The following is a 21,184-nucleotide window of genomic DNA, read 5'->3' as shown; positions in this document are numbered from 1 at the left end:
GGGCGGCCCCTGCGGGCCGCCCATTTTTTGCTCCCGCTTTTTTTCGCTTTCGATGCAATCATTTCCCCCTCTGCGCCGCTATTCTAAACAGAAGGGAGTGAACAGCATGCCCACGCTGAACGGCGTCCCCCTCTCCTGCGAGGAGATCCTGGATCGCTACGGCGCCCTGGTGTACCGTCTGGCGGTGCAGGGCACCGGCAGCCCTGTGGACGGGGAGGACGTGGCCCAGGAGGTGTTCGTGAGCCTGATCCAGTCCGACCCCCGCTTTACCGACGAGCTGCACCTGCGCGCCTGGCTGGTGCGGGCCACCGCCAACCGGTGCAGGAGCTGGGGCACCTCCGCCTGGCGGCGGCACACCGTGCCCCTGGAGCCCGGGTGGGACGCCCCCGCTCCGGCGGCGGCGGAGTCGGGTGTGCTGGAGGCGGTGGCCGCCCTGCCCGCCAAGTACCGCTGGCCGGTGTACCTCCACTACATCGAGGGCTACACCGCCGAGGAGATCGGCACCATCCTCCGCTGTCCCCGGAACACGGTGCTCTCCCGGCTCCAGCGGGCCAGGAAGAAGCTGAAAGACGCGCTGAAGGAGGAATGGACATGAGCCGTGTCAACGACTACCGCAGGGCCATGAACGGCCTGCGCCCCTCCCCCGCCTGGCGCAGGCGCACCCTGGCCGCCATGGAGGAGGCCGCCGCAGGCACGCGCCGGGCCCGGCCCGCCCGCCATCCCCTCCGCTGGGCCGCAGCCGCGGCGGTGTTTGTGGCGGTTTTTTTGGGGGCCGTGTGGTGGAACCTGCCCCGGCAGGGGACGGTGGCACCCGTCCACACCCCCGGCGGCGTGGCCCGCACCCCCGCGCCGGTCTACACCCCGCCCGACGACGTGTGGTTCCTGCCCGACGCCGCCTACTGGCTCGGCTCCACCTTCAGCATGACCTATTTCCCCTCCGACCGTACGGCGGCTCCCGATGCCGGGCGCTATCTGGATGCCTTCACCAGCCTGCCGGTCTACGACAACCGAACCACCGGCCTGGATGATGCCCGCCCCATCGGGCAGCGGGTGGCCGGGGCCCTGGGCACCTCCCTGGTGAGCGACAGCTGGGACGCGGGGGAGGGCTGCGGCCGCTACCAGGCCGTCCTGGCCGACGGTTCGGAGCTCACCCTCCAGGGGCGTACCGATCTCCACGTGGAGCTACCCCCCGGCTCGGACGCGGACACCGTTCAAAGTGCGCTCGAAGTCCTGAACACCCCCGCCGGGGAGAGCGAATTGGAGCAGGAGTTCCTGGCGGAGGCTTTTCTGGACATGAGCTATGCCGAGGATCTGTCCTACTGCGACTGTACGGTCATTCCGGAGGCATACACCCGCTATTCCATCCGCCCCGCAGAGGAGGCCGTGGCCCTCTTCCGCTCCGGCGACTACTGGAGCGCCATGCATACGGCCTACCCGGAGCGGGCGGAGATTCTGGAGGTGCGCCTGACCTATCTGACCGAGCCCTATATGGAGCAGCTCCAGCCCGTCTACGCCATCTACTTCACCCAGGACTACTGGGAGGTTTATGAGGACGGCACAAACTGGATGGGTTCGGATTACGCCGCGTGGCCCGCAGGGATGATCCCGGCGGCGGTGGCCTATGTCCCCGCGGTGGAGGGGCTAACCTTCCAATACCGCTCCGATGAGGGGAGGGATCTCCACCGCACGCCTGCTGTCACGGATGACGTGTGGAGCCTGTCCGACGCCGGGGGCTGGATCACCATCGTGGAGGATCCTGCCCAGCAGATGGGCAGCAACCCCACGGAGGGCCGCCTGGACGAGCTCACCGAGCTGCCGGTCTACTACAACCAGAAGCCCACCGAGGGCCAGCAGACACTCCGCATGGAGGCCCTGGCCGGGGAGCTGGGACTGACCATCACCTCCAGCCGGTGGTATGAGGGCACGGCGGAGCCCTCCCAGGGGTGGTCCCCCTCCCTGTGGGCCAACTGCGCCGATGGCTCCACCCTCCGCCTCTACGGACTGTACAGCCTGGATCTTCTGGGAGACGCGCCCCCGCCGGAGGCCCTGTACGGCCTGTACGATACGGCGGCGGACTCCGCCCTGTGGAGCACGGAGACTGTGGAGGAATACAGCTACGACGGCACGCAGAGCATCAGCCGGAGCTGGTTTTATGACGACCCCGGCGCCTCTCTGGAGCAGCAGCTCTACAACTACAGCTTCCTCCGCTTCTCCACCACGGAAAGCGGCGGCGCCCGGCTGATGCTTCCGCCTGCGTACATCTGGGACACCTATCCCATCTGTACGGCGGCGGAGGCGGTAGCCCAATTCCGCTCCGGCGACTACTGGAGCACCATGGAGACGGCCTATCCGGAGCGGGCGGAGATCCTGCAGGTCACGCTGGAGTACGCCGCTGAGGACTACCAGGCCTTCTTCCAGCCGGTGTACCGCATCCTCTTCACCCAGGACTACTGGGATGCCTATCTGGCCGAGTGGATGGGCGATGGGGCGGATGTCTCCCGCTTCACCGGGGTGGCCGCGGCCTACGTGCCCGCCGTGGACGGGCTGGACTTCCGCATGTACGCCAACGACACGGAGGTACACCGCACCCCCTCCTGAGCTTCTTCCGCAAATCGTCAGAAATCCGTCACGGTTTTTTCACACCTGCCCCTCCGTATTCTGGTATACTGCGGGAAAAAGGAGGGATCGCCAATGACAGAACAGGATGCCGCCGCCATCCGGCGGAAAACCGCCCGGCTGCTGGCCGCGGTGCTGCTGGGGCTGGCCCTGCTGGCCTTCGGGTGCTTCTGGTTCTGGTGCTCCCTGTTCGGCTGGCCGGCGGCGCTCCGCCACGGCAACCCCAACCTCAGCCCCCAGGCCGCGGCGGAGCAGCTGGAGAGCGGCGGCCTGGCCCGGCTGGAGGCGGGCGCCCATTACGAAGTGTCGGAGGGCTCCGGCCTGGGGGCGCTGCTCCAGGCGGACAGCTGGACTCCCGCGGAGTCCTTCCGGCCGGAGGGGGCGGAGCTGGCCCTCCGCTTTGGGGAGCGCTACGAGCTCTACCTCTGCGCCGACGGCCGGGCCGCCTTCTACGACGGCTACGCCCCCGGGGATATCCGGCTGTGGAGCTATTACAGCCTCCCCGCCGAGGCGGTGACCAACCTGGTGTCCACCCTGCCGGAGCGGGCTGTCTCCACCCAAGATCCATACGGCACTTTCACCTATTAAACATACAGGCCCGGCCCCTGATGGGGGGCCGGGCCTTGACTTTATATCCGGCGGGGCATAGAATAATTGCAACTATACTCTGAGGTGACTGTTTCATGCCCGCTTATTTAGACAACGCCGCCACCACACGGGTCTGCCCCGAGGCCGCCCGGGCCGCCCTGGAGGCCATGACCGAGGGGTACGGCAACCCCTCCGCCCGCTATGCCGCGGGTCAGGCCGCCGCCGCCCGGGTGGCGGAGCACAGGGCCGCCGTCGCCCGCCGCCTGGGCTGTGACCCGGCGGAGCTCACCTTCACCTCCTGCGGCACCGAGGGGGACAACTGGGCCGTCCGGGCCGCCGCGGAGCACGGCAGGCGGCGGGGCAGGCACATCATCACCACCGCCATCGAGCACGCCGCCGTGCTGGAGCCGGTGAAGGCCCTGGCCGCCCAGGGGTATGAGGTGACCTATCTCAAGCCAGACCGGGCGGGCCGCGTGTCCGTGGACGAGCTGCGGGCCGCCCTGCGGGAGGACACGGTACTGGTGTCCATGATGCTGGTGAACAACGAGCTGGGCACCCTCCAGCCGGTGGCCCAGGCGGCCCAGGCCATCCGGGACGCCGGCTCCCCCGCCCTGCTCCACTGTGACGCGGTGCAGGGGTTTCTGAAGGTGCCCTTCACCCCGGCCCGGCTGGGGGTGGATATGCTCACCCTCAGCGGCCACAAGCTCCGCGCCCCCAAGGGCATCGGCGTGCAGTACATCCGGAAGGGCCTGAACCTGAAGCCCCTGCTGCTGGGGGGCGGACAGGAGGGCGGTCTGCGCTCCGGCACCGAGCCCACCGCCCAGATCGCCGCCCTGGCCGCCGCCTGTGACGCATGGGAGGAGGACTATCCCGCTCGTATTTCCGCGCTGAAAGAATACGCCCTGGAATCTCTCTCCGCCCTCCCCGGCCTGGAGATCGTCAGCCGGGGGGACGCCCCCCACATCTGCGCCGTGTCCCTGCCCGGCTACCCAAGCGAGATGCTGGTGCGGGCTCTGTCCGACCTGGGGGTGTATGTGTCCTCCGGCTCGGCCTGCCACAAGGGCAAACCCAGCCACGTGTTTGCCGCCCTGGGCCTGCCCAAGCGCACCCTGATGGGGGTGCTGCGCATCTCCTTCGGCCCGGACAACACCAGGGAGGACGTGGATGCCCTGGTGGACGGCCTGAGGCAGATCACCGCCTCCCGCGTCTCCCTGTAATTCTGTCTGGAAAGGAGCCCTGCCCCATGCGTATCACGGTTTTGATCGAGAACTCCGCCCCCGAAGGGCTGGTTGCGGAGCACGGCCTGTCCTTCTACCTGGAGTACCGGGGCGGCCGCTATCTGCTGGACGCCGGGGAGTCGGGGGCCTTCCTGCTCAACGCCCAGCGGCTGGGGGTGGATCTGTCCCGGGTGGAGGCGGCCGCCCTGTCCCACGGCCACTACGACCACGGAGACGGCTTCACCGCCTTTTTCCGGGTGAACCGGACGGCGCAGATCTGCGCCCGCCCCGCCGTGCGGGAGGACGACGTACTGGACGGGGAGCACGTGGGGCTCAACCCCGGCCTGTTCCGCCGCCACGCCCGCCGCTTTGACCTGGCCGACGGCCCCCGGGCGCTGGTGGAGGGGCTCCACCTGATCCCCGATGCCGTCCGCCACGAGCAGTCCCTGGCGGCGGAGACGGCCGAAGGGCTGGTGGTGCTCAACTCCTGCTGTCACGCCGGCGTGGATCACATTCTGGCCGACCTCCGCGCCCGCTTCCCCGGCCGGCCCATCCGGGCGGTGCTGGGGGGCTTCCACCTGATGGGGAAAGGCGGCACGGCCACCCTGGGCCCCGCGCCGGAGGAGGTGCGGGCCCTGGCCAGCCGCCTGCGGGACGAGCTGGACGTGGGGGAGATCTGCACCGGCCACTGCACCGGCGCCCCCGCCTACGCCCTGCTGGCGGAGGAGCTGAGAGACCGCCTGCGTCCCCTCACCGCCGGCGCGGTGTTTGAGTACCCCGATTAAAAGTCAAAACCTCCGGCAAAGCCGTAATCTCATTAAGATGAGGAACACGGATCTCGGGCGCTTGTGGAACCGGTTGACCGGTTCCGGATCAAAGAACCGGCCATCCTTATAGCGGACCGCGGCCATGAGGCATACAACGACATAGCTCAAATAGAGCAGAAGAGACGGAACTATCTGATCCGCGCAAAAGAGAAGCGCGGCATACTTTCAGGGCTTAAGCTGCCTGATACGCCGGAATTCGATGTCGTTTTCAGTTATTTTCTGTACAAACACCTTACCAACCGTATCCGCCGAGAGCCTCAGAGATACCGTTGGATTCCCAGCAAGGTTCATTTCGATTATATCAGAAATACAAGCGATTCGTCGCATCCCATCTCCTTCCGCGTGGTCGGATTTGCAGTCAAAGAGGGCCTGTATAAGGCCGTGATCGCCAACCTTCCCCCAGACCGCTTCTCCGTGCGCTTTACCACAAACGCTGGGGAATCGAGACATCTTTTCAGGACTTAAAGTACACCCTGGCATTGACGCACTTTCATGCCAAAAAGCGCCCATTCATTGAGCAGGAGATCTTCGCCAAAATGACGCTCTATAATTTCGCCGCTCTGCTTCGTCTCCATGCTGTTTTACGCAACCGAGGGCAAGCATCTCTACCGCTTCAACGCCGCTTTTGCCATGCCCTCTTTCTTGTCGCGTATATTTGCTAAGCCAGCTCCGAACTCCTCCCCCGGAGCCAGCTGCGTTGGAACACTTATCTTAATGAGATTAAGCTTATACTTGACTTTTTCGACAGGCTGAGACGGATTTCCCGTATTGGGAAATCCGTCTTTTTTACCGCAGATACAGGAAAGAATAGTAGAGGGGAATGGTGAGGAACAGCATCCACCCCGGGTGCCAGTTGTCCAGCAGAAATCCGGTAAGCAGGTAGACCATGGTGACGATGAGGGCGTAGACCTCCTGCAGCCCCAGGGCGCTGGTCAGATTGGGCAGGGCCACCATCAGCACCAGGGTGAGCAGCCACAGCAGCCGCTCCTTCCACTTTTTCCACTCCTTTTTCCGGGCCTTCCGCTCCGCCTTCTCGGCGGCGTCCCAGGCGGAGGCGGCGGCAAAGACCTCCTCCGCCTCTGTGTCCCTGTCCGGGGCCGTTTCTGCCTCCGGTTCCGGCTCCGGCGCGGCCTGGGCCGCCGCGCCCCCGGCGGGCGTGTGGAGCAGCAGGCCGTCCAGGGAGATGCCGTAGAGCCGGGCCAGGGCGATCAGGTTGTCGGTGTCCGGGGAGGACTCCGCCCGCTCCCATTTGGAGATGGCCTGCCGGCTCACCCCCAGCCTGCCGGCCAGCTCCTCCTGGGAATAGCCGTGGGCGCGGCGCAGCTCCACCAGCCGGTTGGCGATCTCGATGTTCATGGACAGGCCTCCTCTCTTCGGATGCTATCTTATCAGTTTCCCCGCCGGACGGCCACCTATTCTGGCTTTCACGGCCGCAACTATCGGTTGCGGGCCTCCGTCAGCAGCGCCTCCACCGCCCCGGCGGCGGTGTCAATCTCCGCGAAGGTGGTGAAGGGCCCCACGGAGAAGCGCACCGCCCCCTGGGGGAAGGTGCCCAGCGTCCTGTGGGCCAGGGGGGCGCAGTGGAGCCCCACCCGGGTGAGCACGCCGTACTCCCGCTCCAGCCGGAAGGCCATCTCCCCGTTGTCGGTGCGGAGGAAGTCCACCGACACCACCCCCGCCCGGTTGAAGCAGTCGTCGGTGCCCAGCACCCGCAGGCCGTCCTCCTCCAGCTCCTTCATCCGGTACCACAGGTGGCGGGAGAGCTTCCGCTCCCGCTCCCGCAGCGCCTCGCCCTGCTCCGCCAGATAGTCCAGGGCGGCCCCCAGGCCGAAGATGCCGGGCAGGTTCAGGGTGCCCGGCTCCAGCCGGTCGGGCAGGAAGGGGGGCATGGACAGGGACTCCGACAAACTCCCCGTGCCGCCGGACACCAGGGGCTCCAGCTCCGCGGCCAGGGCGTCCGTCACCACCAGGCCGCCGATGCCCTGGGGGCCCAGCAGGCCCTTGTGGCCGGGGAAGGCCAGGCCGTCGATGCCCATGGCCGCCATGTCCACCGGCACGGCGCCCAGGGTCTGGGCTCCATCCACCAGGAAGAAGCTCCCCCGCTCCCGGCACAGGGCGCCCACCTGTCCGATGGGAAACAGGGTGCCCGACACGTTGGAGGCGTGGGTGAGCACCACCGCCCGCACATCCTCCGTCAGGCGCTCCGCCAGGCCGTCCGGCAGCAGCTCTCCCCGGTCTGTACAGGGCAGATACTCCACCTCCACCCCTCTGCTCTTCAGCTGTTCCAGGGGCCGCAGGACGGCGTTGTGCTCCATGGGGGAGGTGAGCACCTTGTCGCCGGGCCGCAACAGGCCGTGGAGCAGGAAGTTGAGGCCGTAGGTGGCCCCCGGCGTGAAGCACACGTTTCGGGGATCCGGGCCGTTCACCAGGGCGCACAGCTTCTCCCGCACCGCCAGCACCCCGCCGGCGGCGTCCCAGGCCCGCTGATAGCCCCCCCGGCCGATGTTGCAGCCCCCATGCTCCAGGTAGTCCGCCATGGCCGCCCCCACACCGGGGGCCTTGGGGAGAGAGGTGGCCGCATTGTCCAGGTAGATGGTCTTGTCCATAGGCGCTCGCCCTCCATGCCGCAGGGGCGGACGGAAGATCCCGCCCGCCCCTGCGTGTCCGTTTTGATTCAGATGCGCGTCTCCAGGGCCAGCCGGAACTGGTAGTCCGACCGGCTCATCCGGGGCAGGGCCCGCTCCAGCATGGACGCACACGCGGTGCTGTCGTCCAGCAGCACCCGGGCGGTGCTGCGCCGCCCCTCCAGGTTCTGGAGCAGGGCGGTGGCCTGGGTGCTGGCGCTGCGCCCGTCGTCCCGGGCGTCCACATTGGCCGTCCAGCACACCCAGCCCTCCGCCTCCAGGGCGTCGGCCACGCCGGCGGCGGCGTCCTCCAGATAGACGGTGTGGGGCCGCAGGTGGGCCAGCTCCTCCAGCAGGGCGGTACCCTCCTCCAGCTCCGCCCGGGCCGTCTCCAGGGAGGCGCCGGACACCGACAGGCCCACGGCGTGGCCGGTGCCCACCAGCCGCCGCAGCTGGTCGGCGGAATCGGCCAGGGCCTCCCCCTGGAAGAGGAACAGGGCCCGCGCGCCCCGGTCATCCAGGCTGTCCAGGATGCTCTCCAGCCCCCCGGCGCCGGTGCACTGAACCGCCAGATAGACCGGCAGGCCCTCCTGCTCCGTCTCCCCCCCGGTGCTCTCACCCGGGGTCTGGGGCGTGCTGGTCTCCTGGCTGTCCCCCTCCAGCTGCCGCAGGTACTCGTAATAGCGGGTGCGCATGGCGTCGCCGCTGGCGGTGGAGACAAAGTCCTGGGTGCTCAGCCACTCCTGTCCGTTGGTGATGCGGATCAGGGTGCCGTACTGGGTGGGGGTATAGGTGTAGTTCAGGCCGAAGAAGGAGCACACACCCGCCAGGGGGAGAAACACCCGGCCGTTGCGCTGCACCGCCCGCATGTCCAGGGAGGTGCCGTTGAGCTGATCCACACAGGTGCCGGCGTTGAGATCGAACACCAGGGTGCCCCGCAGGCTGTAGAGGGTGAAGGTGTAGGTGCTCTCGGTGTGCTCCTGCCCGTAGGACACCCCCAGGTTGACCCCGGTGACCGTCCGGTCGAAGGCCAGATAGGGCACATAGAGCACCCCGCCCACCCAGGCGGGCATGGCGTCCAGGGGGAGCGTGAGCATCCGGTCGTTCTCCGCCATCAGGTAGATGGTGGGCGTGTCCGCCCTGGCCGCGGGCAGCACAAGGGCGCACAGCAGCGCGAGCGCGCACACCGCGGACAGGATCTGTTTTCCTCTGCGGGCCATGGCCCCACCTCCCCTGTTTGGATGGGACAATTATAGCATGGATCGGGCGGCGGGTAAAGGGTGCCTTGCGCCGGCGGCCCCGGCGTGGTATCATGGGGTGGATTCCCTTTCATCAAATTTTAAGGAAACCTAAATTCCATTCCCAGCCCCATGGGGATATAATACATCCAGAAAAGCCGGAGAGGATGGTGGAGCACATGGCGGTAACCCTGGAGCAGGTGGAGGCCCTGCGGGCGCGGGCGGAGGTGTCCTATGAGGAGGCCCGGGCCGCCCTGGAGGACAGCGGCGGCGGTCTGCTGGACGCGCTGATCTCCCTGGAGCGGGCGGGTAAGCTCCGCCCCGACGGCGCCCGGGGCGCCTTCTTCACCACCCGGCCCGGCGGAGAGGATGCCCCGTCCCCGCCGCCCGCCGGCGGGCCCGCTCCGTCCCAGGTGCCGGCCGGGGAGCGCCCCCGCTTCTTCGGCCTGGCCCTGACGGTGGGCGGAAGGCGGCGGCAGCGGGGACGCCGGGAGGGCTCCGGATTCGGGACAAAGTTAAAGGAGCTGCTGCTGGCGGCGGCGGATCTGCTGCGCCACTGCACGGTGAACCAGTTCGAGGTGTGGCGCGGCGGGGAGCGGATGACCTCCCTGCCGGTGCTGATCCTGATCCTGCTGGTGGTGCTGGCCTACTGGATCTCCCTGCCCCTGCTGGTCATCGGCCTGCTGTTCGGGTGCCGGTACCGGTTTTCCGGCCCGGATCTGGACAGGAACAAGGTGGGCGAGGTGGCAAACCAGGTGTCCGACTCGGTGCGGGACGCGGTGGGCCAGGTGCGGGAGCAGTTCAAAAAGGAGTTTAGCAGATCCCGGCACAGAAAAGGCAAGTAAGCAAGTGAGGAGAGAGGCACATGGCGGAACGGATTCTGCTGGTGGAGGACGAGGAAAAGCTGGCCCGGATGGTGGAGCTGGAGCTCCAGTACGAGGGCTATGAGGTGGAGAAGGCCTTTGACGGTCGCACGGGGCTGGAGTTGGCCCTGTCGGGGAAATTCGACCTGGTGCTGCTGGACATCATGCTGCCCGCCCTGTCGGGCATGGAGGTGCTCCGCCGCCTGCGGAAGGAGAGCCAGATGCCCGTCATCATGCTCACCGCCCGGGACACGGTGGTGGACAAGGTGTCCGGCCTGGACATGGGGGCGGACGACTACATCACCAAGCCCTTCGCCATTGAGGAGCTGCTGGCTCGCATCCGGGCGGCCCTGCGCAAGCGTCCCGCCCAGGCAGCGGAGCCGCCCCGCAGCCTGCTTACCGCCGGGCCCCTGTCCATGGACACCGACCGGCACGAGGTCACCGTGGACGGCGAGAACGTGGAGCTCACCCGGCGGGAGTTCGATCTGCTGCGCTACCTGCTGGAGAACAAGGAGAAGGTCATCACCCGGGAGTCCCTGCTGGATCACGTGTGGGGCTTCGACTTCGTGGGGGAGACCAATGCCGTGGACGTGTATATCCGCTTCCTGCGCTCCAAGATCGACGAGCACTTCGGCATCAAGCTTATCCACACCGTCCGCGGCGTGGGGTACGTGATCCGGGAGGAATAAAACCCGTCAAAAAAGCGGCGGAGCCGCTTTTTTGAGAAGGCCGCAGCCCGCCGCGCGCAGGGTTTGCCCGCTGTATGCGGACAAACCCCACACTTGCGGGCTGAGATGTGTTTTCAGCCACGCGCATGTCGCGGCTGAAAACAGATTTTCATCCTATTCGCGCCTTCAGGCGCGAACTCTGCGAGGCTCCTGACCATCTGTGGACGGAGACATTCCGCCCGGGGGAGGTATTTGCTATGACCGCATCCGCCATTGTGTATACCAGCGCCACCGGCTTCACCGCCCGGTACGCCCAGCTGCTTGCCCGGAAGACCGGACTGCCCTGCCTGGCTCTGGAGCGGGCGAAGGAGCTGCCCGCCGGGACGGGGGTGGTCTACCTGGGCTGGCTTTGCGCCGGAGGGATCAAGGGGCTGAAGAAGGCCCGGAAGCGCCTGGCGGTGCGGGCCGTCTGCGCCGTGGGCATGGCCCCGTCCTCTCCGGAAGTGGTGAACAAGCTGGCCGGACAGAATCACTTGGAGGGGCTCCCCTTCTTCTACCTGCGGGGCGGCTACGCCCCGGAAAAGCTGCCCGGCCCCTACAAGCTGATGATGGCCCCCATGACAAAGGCGGTCACCGGACACCCGCCCAAGGACGAGAACGAGGCCGTCATGCAGGAGGCCTTCCGGCACGGGGGCGACTGGGTGGACGAGGGCGCGCTGGCGCCGGTGCTGGCCTGGCTGGAGGGATCGTAATGGCAAAAAAGCAAGCGGAACGGAGGCCTCCCGGACGCATCAAGTCCTCCATTGTGGCCCGGCTCAACACCCGGCTGTTCTTCCGGCTGCTGGGCATCTACTTCACCATGGATCTGCTGCTCACCCTCCTGTTCTGCGGCGGGCTGTTCGTGTGGGCGGAGGGCCAGGCGGCCCAGATCAGCGCCCTGGTGGAGGAGCGGGGCGTGCCCACGGCGGAGGCCACCGAGTGGATGGGCGCGGGCAGCTACACCGTGGTGGCCGGCGCGCCGGAGGAGCTGGAGGCCGGCTGGCTGGTCACCGACGAGTCCGCCGTGGTGACGGATATGCCGACAGACACCAGTGCCCCGGCGGAGAGCACCGCCAGCACTGTGGTGATCACCGGGGGCACGGCGGGACAGGCGGCCGAGGCCGGCAGCGCCCTGGCGCCCCTGGGCTTCCGCCTGCCCGGCTGGCTCCCCTCCCCGGCGGAGACCGAGGGCGGCGTGCGCTGGTTCAACCCGGGCTCGGTGGATCTGCTCTTCCTGGTGACCTTCTCCACCGGGGACACCACCAGCTACACCCTCTATCTGCCCCACGACGGCGACCCCTACACCATCCAGATCGACCTGAGCAGCCCGGCGGCCATCTTCGTGTTCGCCGCCCGGGTGCTGCTCATCTGCCAGCTGGTCAGCCTGATCACCAACCTGTTCAAGAACGCCGGCTCCATCAAGAAGGTGCTCCGCCCCATTCAGGAGCTGGCCGCCACCGCGGCCAAGCTCAACCAGGCCGAGCGCATGTCGCCGGAGGAGCTGCGGGCCCTGGCGGGCAAGCTGGACGAGATCAACGCCACCCATCTGGATCAGCGGGTGTCGGTCTCCGGCACCCAGCGGGAGCTGCAGACCCTGGCCCAGGCCATCAACGCCATGCTGGACCGCATCGACGAGGCCTACCGCTCCCAGATGCGCTTCGTCTCCGACGCCAGCCATGAGCTGCGCACCCCCATCGCGGTGATCCAGGGGTACGCCAACCTGCTCAACCGCTGGGGCAAGGACGACCCCGCCACCCGGCAGGAGGCCATCGACGCCATCCGGGCCGAGGCCGACTCCATGAAGGAGCTGGTGGAGCAGCTGCTGTTCCTGGCCCGGGGGGACAACGACTCCATGCACATCCAGATGGAGATGTTCGACCTGACCGAGGTGGCCGCCGAGGTGCTCAAGGAGACCGAGATGATCGACCATACCCACACCTTTGCCGCCAGGTGGGAGGGGGCGGTGCCCGTGCGGGCCGACGTGGGCCTGACCAAGCAGGCCCTGCGCATCCTGGTGGACAACGCCATCAAGTACACCGCCGCCGGGGGGCGCATCACCCTGTCCGCCGGGGTGAAGGACGGCTTCGCCCGCCTGTCCGTCCAGGACGAGGGCCAGGGCATCGACGCGGAGAGCCTGCCCCACATCTTCGACCGGTTCTACCGCACCGACGAGTCCCGGGCCCGCCAGACCGGCGGCACCGGCCTGGGGCTGGCCATCGCCAAGTGGATCGTGGATCGCCACGGCGGCTGGTTCGAGGTGCGCTCCTGGCCCGGCGTGGGCACCCGCATGACCATCGTGCTCCCCCTGGCCGCCCTGGGCGGCAACGCCGAGGACGAGGAGGAGCAGCAGTCCGCGTAATCCATCAGAACAAGCCGGGGGCGGAGAAATTCTCCGCCCCCGGCTCTTTTATGCCGTTATGTCCCATACTCCGCCGCCAGGGCATACAGGTCGGTCTCCCCCGTACCCTGGAACCAGTAGTTCCAGCAGTCGTCCATATAATAGTAGACCAGATTGCCGGGATAGACCGTGATGTTGACATAGTGATCCGGGCTGTCCACAAAGATCCCCTCCGTTCCCTCCGGAGCGGGCTCGCCGGGCGTCCAGGACAGGCTGTCGATGGCCGCGGCCAGGGCCTCTCCCCCCGGGATGGGATCCCCCTCCCGCTCCAGGAACCAGCCCTGGAACATCTCCGGGAACCCGGCGGCCGCCTTGGTCTCCCACAGATAGGCCAGGCGGGTGTAAAGCTGGTCGTAGCCGCTGGTGCACCGCCAGATCCGGCTGTCTGAACCTATCCAGACCTGGGCATAGGGCGACTCCCAGGACAGGGACAGATAGTCCAGCCCCATGCCCTGGAAGCGGACGTGGTAGTTGCCGTAGGGGGGCTCGCCGGCCGGCGGTTCTTCCTCCGTCCAGTCCACCTGCTCCACCACCTCCCAGGTGCACTCGTCCAGCCAAGCCCGCACCGTGTCCAGCTCCGACTGGTACAGGTATTCAATCCCCGGCCCGCTGGCCCCGTCCTTGTGCCCCCAGAACTCGAGGGGATCGTCCTTGCTGAAGAGCCATGTCAGGGCGGTGGAGGGGCTTTCTGCCTTTAGCGTCGCCGTGGCCAGGTAGAGGTCGAAGGTGTCCGCAATGTCGGTGGGGCCCTCCAGGGCGAAGGCATCCAGGGACAGCTCCCGGTCGGTATACGCCTGCTCAAACTCCAGGGCTACCTGCATTGGATCCAGCAGGCCGGGCCGGTGCCCCTCGTCGCAGGCGGCCTGAAGGGATGCGTAGTATTCGTCCATGGTCTGGTCACTTTCCGGGATCACCAGATGCTTGTTTCCGGCGTCATCGTACCAGCGATCCACGCACCAGATCCCGTCCTCTCCCTGGGTGACGGGCTGGGAGAGCACCAGGGTGTACACGGTGTCCGCCTGCTCCTCATAGCCGCTGAGGCCGTAATAGGGATAGTAGCGCACCGTATAGTGCTCCCCCTCCTGATAGGAGAGGTTCATGCTGACCCGCTGATAAAAGAGATCCTCCTCCAAGGGGGTGAGGCCGATATCGGCGGCCAGCTTCTCCAGCCACGCCGTAAGCGTCTCCTCCGTGTTCTGATAGCCCTCCATATGCTCGGGGTCGAAATTCACATCGGTGGGGGTGAGGCACACATAGTACCAGTCCGCGTCCCGCCCCAGGTAAGAGGCGCCCCCGATCAAGTCCCAGGTAGTATAAGACTGCTCAAACTCCACCGGCGTATTGCGGGCCACGTCCAGCATCCAGCCGCCCCATTCGGTGTTGTAGTCCGGCTCGTAGTAGTAGGAGGCCAGCACGCCGGAGCTGTTTTCGGTCACGTCCCCCGGCTCAACCACCACCACCCTGTCCGGCAGGCTGCCCGGCAGGGCGGCCAGGCGGCTCTCCAGGGGGACGCTGTCCCCCTCCTCCACGGCCAGGTTGGACACAAACCGCCAGCCGTCCCCGTGCTCCCGCAGGGTGACCTCTTTGAGATCATCGACCAGGAAGGTGGCGTCGTAGATCAGGCGCACAAGATCGCCGTTTCGCTCCCCGCTGGTAAACGTGACGGAGGCGCGGTAGTTGGTGTCTCCGTGGAAATAGTAGTAAATATCATACTCGGGCAGATAAGTAAAATTGTCCAGCCCCACCTGGTTGGTCTCGTCCAGGGTGAGGCCCAGGTACTCCTCCAGCACCGCGTCCATCCGGGCGGTGGTCAGAATGGTGGCCGGACAGTCGGGGTCTTCTCCCCCTATAGCGGCCAGCATAGCGGCCTCCAGCTCCGCCGCGTCCACGCCCTCCGGCGCATCGGCGTAGTTGGCGGCCCCGTCCCCGCAGTAGAACAGCTCAAACAGGTCGACGTCCTCCGGATTTTCATAGGTGGAGCTCAAAAACTGGTTGCGGATGTTCAGGTAGTCCCCGTTGAAGAACTCGTCTCCGTTGAACCAGGCCAGCTCCTCGTCGGACAGGGGCTCCCAGGTGTCGCTCCGCCCGCCGGTGAAGGTGCACCCCACCGCCAGGCCCACGAGAAAGGCCGCCGCCGCAAAGGCGGTCAGCAGGGTTCTGGGCCTCCTGGCGATCATGGCGATGCGCTCCTTCAGGCCGGACTTGCCGGCGGTCATGGTGGTGGCGCAGCAGAAAAGGTCGGTGAGTGCTGGCTTGGTGGTCACCAGCCGGATCAGCGCCCGGCCGTAGGCCGCCCGGGTGGGGCCGTCCGCGTGCCGAAGGGCCCCCTCGTCGCAGGCCAGCTCCCCGTCCCGCTTGGACAGGGCGGCGGAGAGCCACACCAGAGGGTTGTACCAGTGGAGAGCCAGGGCCGCCCCCCGCAGCACCGCCCAGACGTGGTCGCCGTGGCGGCGGTGGGTGAGCTCATGGGAGAGCACGTGGCCCAGCACCGCCGGATCCTCCGCCGCCGCGGGGGTCAGGTACACCGCCGGGCGGGGGAAGCCATACAGGCAGGGGGAGGGCAGCCCCCGGGCCACATATACCGGAACGGCCAGCCCCGGAATTGGATGGGCCCGCCGCACCCGCCGCAGGCGGAGGTAGAACCGCAGGTTGGAGATCACCAGTGCGGCGGCCACAGCCGCCGCACCCGCCAGCCACACGGCGGTGAGCACCCCCTGCCAGGGGATGGGCTCCGGCGGGGAGGGCGTCTGGATCGGCTCCCCCTCCCCCGTCGGCTCCGCTGGGGCGGCGGGCTGGACGGGATCTGCCTCTCCGTCCCCCGCCGGTTCGGCTGGCTGCGTCTGCACGCCGCCGCCGTCAATCGGGGCGGGGGCGGTGACGGTGCCCTGGCTCACCTCCACCTCCGTCCGGGGCAGGTAGTTGAGCACGCTCAGGCCCGTCTGGGCCACCGTGCCGGGGATGAGCAGGCGCACCAGCACCACCAGCCACAGGGCGTATTGCAGCCGCAGGGACAGCTTCCCCCGGAAGATCCGGCGCACCAGCAGGACGATGAGAATCAGCAGGGACGACGTGATGATCCACTCAGTCATGGCGGCTCTCCTCCAGTCCCTTCAAAATGTCGTAGAGGGCGTCCAGCTCCTCCTGGCTCAGCTCCTCGGGCTGGGCGGCGGCGCTCATGAGCAGCTCCACGCTGCCCTTCCCCACCCGGCGGAGGAAGCTGCGGGTCTCCCCCACCACGGCGGCCCGGCGGTCTACCGCCGGGGCGTACTGCCGGGCCCGCCCCTCCTGGGTGCAGGCCAGCAGGCCCTTGTCGGTCATCCGCTTGAGCACCGTGGTGGTGGTGCCCTTGGCCCAGCCCTCCCGCGCAGACAGCGTGCGGGCCAGCTGGGTCATGGTCTGGGGAGCCTTCTCCCACAGGCAGTCCAGCACCGCCCACTCCGTACCCGTCAGCCGTACCGGCTCCATGCAATCACCTCATTCCGTAAAAGGCAGACTTTGTCTACCTGTAATGTATCACAGAAGGCAGACAATGTCAACCTTTTCTTTTGGGGCGGAATATCGTATAATGTGGGGGAACAAAGGAGGGATTGCCATGCAGACCACAGATCTGCTCATGGAGTACATAGAAAACAGCCCCAGCCCCTACCACGCGGTGCACAGCGCCGCCGTCCTGCTGGAGGAGGCGGGCTTCACCCGGCTGGAGGAGTGCGCCCCCTGGACGCTGGAGGGGGGGCGGGGCTACTACACCACCCGCAACCAGAGCAGCCTGATCGCCTTCCGCCTTCCGGAGGGCGCGCCGGAGGGGTGGCGCCTGGCCGCCGCCCACAGCGACTCCCCCACCTTCCACGTGAAGAACGACGCCCTGGAGGGGGATTCCCGCTACATCCGCCTGTCGGTGGAGGGCTACGGCGGCATGAACTGCGCCAGCTGGCTGGATCGCCCCCTCACCGTGGCGGGGCGGGCCATTGTGCGCACGGGCGAGGGCGTGGAGGGCCGGCTGGTATACCTGGATCAGGATCTGCTCACCATACCCAGCCTGGCCATCCACCAGCAGCGGGACGTGAATAAGGGCCACGACTACAACGCTCAGAAGGACATGCAGCCCCTGTACGCCCTCTCCGGCGGAACGCCCCTCACCGCCCTGATCGCGGAGGAGCTGGGGGTGGAGGCGGGGGACATCCTGTCCACCGACCTGATGCTCTGCCCCCGGCAGCGGCCGGTGTACCTGGGGCCGGAGGGGGAGCTGTTCCAGGCCCCCCGCATCGACGATCTGGGCTGCGCCTACGCCGCGCTGGAGGGCTTCCTCACCGCTGGCGGCAGCCAGCGGTTCGGGCAGATCTACTGCCTCTTTGACAACGAGGAGGTGGGCAGCGGCACCCGCCAGGGGGCCCTGAGCACCTTCCTGCCCGACGTGCTCTCCCGCATCGGGGAGGTGCTGGGCCTGTCGGCCCAGGACGCCCGCCGGGCCCTGGCCAACAGCCTGCTCCTCTCCGCCGACAACGGCCACGCCGTCCACCCCAACTTCCCCGAGAAGGCCGACCCGGCCAACAAGGTCTACCCCAACGGCGGGGTGGTGGTGAAAGTCGCCGCCAGCCAGAAGTACACCACCACCGGGCTCACCGCCGGGCTGTTCCAGGCCATCTGCCGGAAGGCGGAGGTGCCGGTGCAGGTGTTCGCCAACCGGGCCGACGAGCCCGGCGGCTCCACCCTGGGCAACCTCCTGGGCCGCCAGGTGAGCATACCCATGGTGGACATCGGTATGGCCCAGCTGGCCATGCACGCCGCCGTGGAGACGGCGGGCAGCCGGGATCCGGAGTACCTGGCCCGCGCCTGCGCCGCCCTCTATCAGGCGGAGTTCACCCTCACCGCCGACGGCATCTATCGGTTCTGACAAAACCGGCGCCCCGCGTGTTTCCACGCGGGGCGCCGGTTTTGTGATGAACTTATTGCATCAGGGAGCACACCAGCTCGGTGTATCCCGCCGGATCCTCCAGGGGGATGCCGGCGATCAGCTGGGCCTGGGCATAGAGGAGCTTGGCGTACTTGGCGGCCTTGTCCCTGTCGGTCTCCACCGCCTGCTGCAGGGCGGCGAAGGCGGGGGAGTCGGGGTTGAGCTCCAGCACCCGCTGGGCCTTCATGTTCCTGGCGTTCTCCGGATCCACCCGCTGGAAGTACTTTTCCATCTCCAGGGTGATGGGGCCGTCGGCGGTGAGGCACACCGCGCCGCTCCTGAGGATCCTGGACACCCGGGCCTCCTTGATCTGGTCGCCCAGGGTCTCCTTCAGGAAGTCCAGCACGGGCTTGCTCTCCTCGGCCTTCTTTTCCAGGGCGGCCTTCTCCTCCTCGGTCTCGGGGAGGGCGTCGGCGTCGTCCACCGACTTGAAGGGGATTTCGTCCACCGCCCCCAGAGCGTCCACCACGAACTGGTCGGGCTCGTCGGTGAGGTAGAGGATCTCGTACCCCTTGTCCCGGATGCGCTCGGCCTGGGGCAGCTTGTCCAGCTGGGCCGCGTCCTCGCCGCAGGCGTAGTAGATATACTTCTGCTCCTCGGGCATGCGGGCCTTGTACTCAGCCAGGGAGGTGAGTTTGCCCTCCTTGGAGGAGAAGAAGAGCAGCAGATCCTTCAGCAGCTCCTTGTGGATGCCGTAGTCGGACACCACGCCCACCTTGATCTGGGTGCCGAAGGCCTTCCAGAAGGTCTCGTACTTCTCCCGCTCGTCCTTCTGGAGGCGGAGCAGCTCGGCCTTGATCTTCTTCTCCAGGTTGCCCGCGATCACCTTGAGCTGGCGGGTGTGCTGGAGCATCTCCCGGGAGATGTTCAGGGAGAAGTCCTGGGAGTCCACCACGCCCTTCACAAAGCGGAAGTGGTCGGGCAGCAGATCGGCGCACTTGTCCATGATGAGCACGCCGGAGGAGTAGAGCTGCAGGCCCTTCTGGTAGTCCCGGGAGTGGAAGTCAAAGGGGGCGTGGGAGGGGATATAGAGCATGGCCTTGTACTCCACCGCGCCCTCGGCGGACACGTGGATCACGCTGAGGGGATCCTCCCAGTCGCCGTACTTCTCCTTGTAGAACTGGTTGTACTCCTCGGGCTTCACCTCGCTCTTGGGCCGCTGCCACAGGGGCACCATGGAGTTGAGGGTCTCCCACTCGTCATAGTCCTCCCACTCCGGCTTGTAGTCGTCGCCGGCGTCCTCCGGGCGGGGCTTCTGGCGGGACTTGTGCATGAGCATGACGATGGGGTAGTGGACGTAGTCGGAGTACTTCTTGATCAGCTCCGCCAGGCGGTACTGCTCCAGGTACTCGTCGTACTTGTCGTCGTCGGTGTTGGCCTTGATGTGGAGCACGATGTCGGTGCCCACGGTGTCCTTCCCGCACTGGGTGAGGGTGTACCCGTCGGCGCCAGTGGACTCCCACTGCCACGCCTCATCGGCGCCGTAGGCCCGGGAGGTGACGGTGACCCTGTCGGCCACCATGAAGGCGGAGTAGAAGCCCACGCCGAACTGGCCGATGATGTCCACGTCAGAGGGCTTGTCCCCCTCGGCCGCGGCCATGTCCTGCTTGAACTGGAGGGAGCCGCTGCGGGCGATGGTGCCCAGGTTGCTCTCCAGCTCCTCGCGGGTCATGCCGATGCCGTTGTCGCTGATGGTCAGGGTGCGGGCAATCTGGTCGGGGGTGAGGGTGATCTTCAGCTCCGACCGATCCACCCCCACCTTGTCGTCGGTGAGGGCCCTGTAGGCCAGCTTGTCCAGGGCGTCGCTGGCGTTGGACACCAGCTCCCGCAGGAAGATCTCCTTGTGGGTGTAGATGGAGTTGATCATCAGATCCAGCAGGCGCTTGGACTCGGCCTTGAACTGTTTCTTTGCCATGGTTGTTGCCTCCTATGTGAAAAAGTCGGCGCGTCAGGGATGCCGCGCCCTACAAATAAAGAGCAGCGTTAGCACTCAAAGTTTCCGAGTGCTAACGCTATCATAGTCCTTCGAACCGAAAATTTCAAGAGGGTTCAAAAATTGTTTACAATTTCAGCCGCCGGTACGGGGCTCTCCCAGGATCTCCCGGCAGTTGGCGGCGGCCTCCTCCAGCCGCGCGGCCAGGGCGCTGTCGGCGCCGGCGGGGATGGAGGACGCGTCGGTGAGGGTGAACACCCGCTCCGTCCCGTCCCGGCGCACCATGAGCATGGGCACATAGTCCCAGCCGGTGACGGAGGCCTTCCCGGCGGCGTTGTCCTTCGTCAGCTCCACGGTGAGCACCGCCGTGGTGTCGGTGAGGGGATCCACCTGTGAGGAGATGAAGTTGCCCAGGGAGTAGCACACAAAGCCGGTGCGCTCCGACCCGTCCCAGCCGGTGACGGTGCGCTGCTCGATGGGCTGGGGCACGTGGGAGTGGCCCCCCAGCACCAGATCCGCCCCGTTGGAAATCAGCAGGTCGGCAAGCTCCTCCTGATAGGAGTTCTGGGTGGTCTGGTACTCCACCCCCCAGTGGATCATCACGGCGATGAGATCCGTGTCCAGGGCCCGGGCGGCGGCCAGATCCGCCTCCAGCTTATCGGTATCCGGGGTGGAGAGGGTGGTCATGTAGTCGGTGTTGAACAGGCTGACGGCGTAGTCCCGCCCCTGGGGGACGGGGATGCCGTTGGTGCCGTAGGTGTAGCCCAGGAAGGCCACCGAGATGCCCCCCACGTCGGCCACGTGGATGGTGTTTTCCGCCCGCTCCTCTGCCGAGCGGTAGGTGCCCACGTGGGCCAGCCCGGCGCCGTCCAGGGCGTCCAGGGTGGACACCAGGCCGTCCCAGCCCCGGTCTAAACAGTGGTTGTTGGCGGTGAGGAGCAGGTCAAAGCCCGCCTCCGCCAGATCCCCGGCCAGGGCGGCGGGGGACTTGAAGGCCGGGTAGCCGGAATAGGGCCCCGCCTCCGACAGGGTGGTCTCCAGGTTGGCCACGGCGTAGTCCGCCGCCTGGAGGTAGGGCGCGGCCTGGGCGAAGATGGGGGAGTAGTCGTAGCTCCCCTGCCCCTCGTCCCAGGCGTCGTTGGTGACGGGCATGTGGCTCATGATGTCGCCGCACACCGCCAGGGTGGCCACCGTGGGGGACGGCGTGGGGGTTGGCGTGGGC

At 67.1% G+C, this 21,184-nt stretch carries 18 protein-coding genes; 11 read left to right on the top strand and 7 right to left on the bottom strand.

Annotated features, from left to right (window positions below):
• The first annotated feature begins 106 nt into the window (after window positions 1-106).
• From B5E42_RS07655 to B5E42_RS07630, 6 genes are all read left to right on the top strand, one after another.
• The gene (locus B5E42_RS07655; protein WP_087238336.1) at window positions 107-595 is read left to right on the top strand and encodes an RNA polymerase sigma factor; all 489 of its coding nucleotides are present in this window, start codon (window positions 107-109) and stop codon (window positions 593-595) included.
• Window positions 592-2,598, top strand: a complete 2,007-nt coding sequence (locus B5E42_RS07650; RefSeq protein WP_087238334.1) for a hypothetical protein — start codon at window positions 592-594, stop codon at window positions 2,596-2,598. Before B5E42_RS07655 ends, B5E42_RS07650 begins: the two co-directional genes overlap by 4 nt.
• 93 nt (window positions 2,599-2,691) lie before the next feature.
• Entirely contained in the window at window positions 2,692-3,204 is a 513-nt protein-coding gene (locus B5E42_RS07645; protein WP_087238331.1) for a hypothetical protein, read from the top strand.
• Window positions 3,205-3,299: 95 nt separating this feature from the next.
• Window positions 3,300-4,421 carry a cysteine desulfurase family protein gene (locus B5E42_RS07640; RefSeq protein WP_087238329.1) on the top strand — a complete coding sequence of 374 codons (1,122 nt, stop codon included), beginning with the start codon at window positions 3,300-3,302 and terminating at the stop codon, window positions 4,419-4,421.
• Between the two features lie 26 nt (window positions 4,422-4,447).
• Window positions 4,448-5,206, top strand: coding sequence for an MBL fold metallo-hydrolase (locus B5E42_RS07635; protein ID WP_087238327.1), 759 nt, complete (start codon window positions 4,448-4,450; stop codon window positions 5,204-5,206).
• A 63-nt stretch (window positions 5,207-5,269) separates the two neighbouring features.
• Window positions 5,270-5,713 (top strand): transposase, encoded by a 444-nt coding sequence (locus tag B5E42_RS07630; RefSeq protein WP_087238325.1) that lies wholly within the window; start codon window positions 5,270-5,272, stop codon window positions 5,711-5,713.
• A gap of 321 nt (window positions 5,714-6,034) precedes the next feature.
• Here B5E42_RS07630 and B5E42_RS07620 read toward each other — a convergent pair whose 3' ends face one another.
• From B5E42_RS07620 to B5E42_RS07610, 3 genes are all read right to left on the bottom strand, one after another.
• Entirely contained in the window at window positions 6,035-6,604 is a 570-nt protein-coding gene (locus B5E42_RS07620; RefSeq protein ID WP_087238321.1) for a helix-turn-helix transcriptional regulator, read from the bottom strand.
• A gap of 80 nt (window positions 6,605-6,684) precedes the next feature.
• Window positions 6,685-7,854 (bottom strand): aminotransferase class V-fold PLP-dependent enzyme, encoded by a 1,170-nt coding sequence (locus B5E42_RS07615; protein ID WP_087238319.1) that lies wholly within the window; start codon window positions 7,852-7,854, stop codon window positions 6,685-6,687.
• Between the two features lie 68 nt (window positions 7,855-7,922).
• A complete protein-coding gene (locus B5E42_RS07610) occupies window positions 7,923-9,092 on the bottom strand; it encodes a hypothetical protein (RefSeq protein WP_087238317.1) in 1,170 nt (389 codons plus the stop codon).
• A gap of 197 nt (window positions 9,093-9,289) precedes the next feature.
• On the opposite strand from B5E42_RS07610, the gene B5E42_RS07605 reads away from it, so the two are divergent.
• From B5E42_RS07605 to B5E42_RS07590, 4 genes are all read left to right on the top strand, one after another.
• Window positions 9,290-9,955 carry a ubiquitin gene (locus B5E42_RS07605; RefSeq protein ID WP_087239059.1) on the top strand — a complete coding sequence of 222 codons (666 nt, stop codon included), beginning with the start codon at window positions 9,290-9,292 and terminating at the stop codon, window positions 9,953-9,955.
• Between the two features lie 20 nt (window positions 9,956-9,975).
• A complete protein-coding gene (locus tag B5E42_RS07600) occupies window positions 9,976-10,662 on the top strand; it encodes a response regulator transcription factor (protein ID WP_087238315.1) in 687 nt (228 codons plus the stop codon).
• A 236-nt stretch (window positions 10,663-10,898) separates the two neighbouring features.
• On the top strand, window positions 10,899-11,393 hold the full coding sequence (locus tag B5E42_RS07595) for a hypothetical protein (protein WP_087238313.1): 495 nt from the start codon (window positions 10,899-10,901) through the stop codon (window positions 11,391-11,393).
• Window positions 11,393-13,039 (top strand): HAMP domain-containing sensor histidine kinase, encoded by a 1,647-nt coding sequence (locus tag B5E42_RS07590; RefSeq protein WP_242967059.1) that lies wholly within the window; start codon window positions 11,393-11,395, stop codon window positions 13,037-13,039. Before B5E42_RS07595 ends, B5E42_RS07590 begins: the two co-directional genes overlap by 1 nt.
• Window positions 13,040-13,095: 56 nt before the next feature.
• On the opposite strand, the gene B5E42_RS07585 is transcribed toward B5E42_RS07590, so the two are convergent.
• Complete coding sequence (locus B5E42_RS07585; RefSeq protein WP_087238311.1) at window positions 13,096-16,167, bottom strand: M56 family metallopeptidase; 3,072 nt, start codon at window positions 16,165-16,167, stop codon at window positions 13,096-13,098.
• Window positions 16,160-16,543 carry a BlaI/MecI/CopY family transcriptional regulator gene (locus B5E42_RS07580; RefSeq protein WP_087238308.1) on the bottom strand — a complete coding sequence of 128 codons (384 nt, stop codon included), beginning with the start codon at window positions 16,541-16,543 and terminating at the stop codon, window positions 16,160-16,162. The genes B5E42_RS07585 and B5E42_RS07580 overlap by 8 nt, the downstream gene beginning before the upstream one ends.
• A 127-nt stretch (window positions 16,544-16,670) precedes the next feature.
• Here B5E42_RS07580 and B5E42_RS07575 point away from each other — a divergent pair, with 127 nt between their 5' ends.
• Window positions 16,671-17,969 carry a M18 family aminopeptidase gene (locus B5E42_RS07575; protein WP_087238306.1) on the top strand — a complete coding sequence of 433 codons (1,299 nt, stop codon included), beginning with the start codon at window positions 16,671-16,673 and terminating at the stop codon, window positions 17,967-17,969.
• Between the two features lie 52 nt (window positions 17,970-18,021).
• On the opposite strand, the gene htpG is transcribed toward B5E42_RS07575, so the two are convergent.
• Both htpG and B5E42_RS07565 read right to left on the bottom strand, forming a co-directional pair.
• On the bottom strand, window positions 18,022-19,944 hold the full coding sequence (htpG, locus tag B5E42_RS07570) for a molecular chaperone HtpG (RefSeq protein ID WP_087238304.1): 1,923 nt from the start codon (window positions 19,942-19,944) through the stop codon (window positions 18,022-18,024).
• A gap of 153 nt (window positions 19,945-20,097) precedes the next feature.
• A partial coding sequence (locus B5E42_RS07565) for a CapA family protein (protein WP_141242490.1) occupies window positions 20,098-21,184 on the bottom strand: 1,087 nt, incomplete at its 5' end.

Source organism: Flavonifractor sp. An10 (genome assembly GCF_002161215.1).
Taxonomy (GTDB): Bacteria; Bacillota; Clostridia; order Oscillospirales; family Oscillospiraceae; genus Flavonifractor; species Flavonifractor avistercoris.
The sequence above is the reverse complement of the archived record's forward strand: the minus strand, read 5'-3'. Positions and strand labels throughout refer to the sequence as shown.

Bases quoted from the DNA above. Each gene is read 5' to 3' on its own strand.
- B5E42_RS07655 (WP_087238336.1), top strand. From the start codon at position 107: ATGCCCACGCTGAACGGCGTCCCCCTCTCCTGCGAGGAGATCCTGGAT.
- B5E42_RS07650 (WP_087238334.1), top strand. From the start codon at position 592: ATGAGCCGTGTCAACGACTACCGCAGGGCCATGAACGGCCTGCGCCCC.
- B5E42_RS07645 (WP_087238331.1), top strand. From the start codon at position 2,692: ATGACAGAACAGGATGCCGCCGCCATCCGGCGGAAAACCGCCCGGCTG.
- B5E42_RS07640 (WP_087238329.1), top strand. From the start codon at position 3,300: ATGCCCGCTTATTTAGACAACGCCGCCACCACACGGGTCTGCCCCGAG.
- B5E42_RS07635 (WP_087238327.1), top strand. From the start codon at position 4,448: ATGCGTATCACGGTTTTGATCGAGAACTCCGCCCCCGAAGGGCTGGTT.
- B5E42_RS07620 (WP_087238321.1), bottom strand. From the start codon at position 6,604: ATGAACATCGAGATCGCCAACCGGCTGGTGGAGCTGCGCCGCGCCCAC.
- B5E42_RS07615 (WP_087238319.1), bottom strand. From the start codon at position 7,854: ATGGACAAGACCATCTACCTGGACAATGCGGCCACCTCTCTCCCCAAG.
- B5E42_RS07610 (WP_087238317.1), bottom strand. From the start codon at position 9,092: ATGGCCCGCAGAGGAAAACAGATCCTGTCCGCGGTGTGCGCGCTCGCG.
- B5E42_RS07605 (WP_087239059.1), top strand. From the start codon at position 9,290: ATGGCGGTAACCCTGGAGCAGGTGGAGGCCCTGCGGGCGCGGGCGGAG.
- B5E42_RS07600 (WP_087238315.1), top strand. From the start codon at position 9,976: ATGGCGGAACGGATTCTGCTGGTGGAGGACGAGGAAAAGCTGGCCCGG.
- B5E42_RS07595 (WP_087238313.1), top strand. From the start codon at position 10,899: ATGACCGCATCCGCCATTGTGTATACCAGCGCCACCGGCTTCACCGCC.
- B5E42_RS07590 (WP_242967059.1), top strand. From the start codon at position 11,393: ATGGCAAAAAAGCAAGCGGAACGGAGGCCTCCCGGACGCATCAAGTCC.
- B5E42_RS07585 (WP_087238311.1), bottom strand. From the start codon at position 16,167: ATGACTGAGTGGATCATCACGTCGTCCCTGCTGATTCTCATCGTCCTG.
- B5E42_RS07580 (WP_087238308.1), bottom strand. From the start codon at position 16,543: ATGGAGCCGGTACGGCTGACGGGTACGGAGTGGGCGGTGCTGGACTGC.
- B5E42_RS07575 (WP_087238306.1), top strand. From the start codon at position 16,671: ATGCAGACCACAGATCTGCTCATGGAGTACATAGAAAACAGCCCCAGC.
- htpG (WP_087238304.1), bottom strand. From the start codon at position 19,944: ATGGCAAAGAAACAGTTCAAGGCCGAGTCCAAGCGCCTGCTGGATCTG.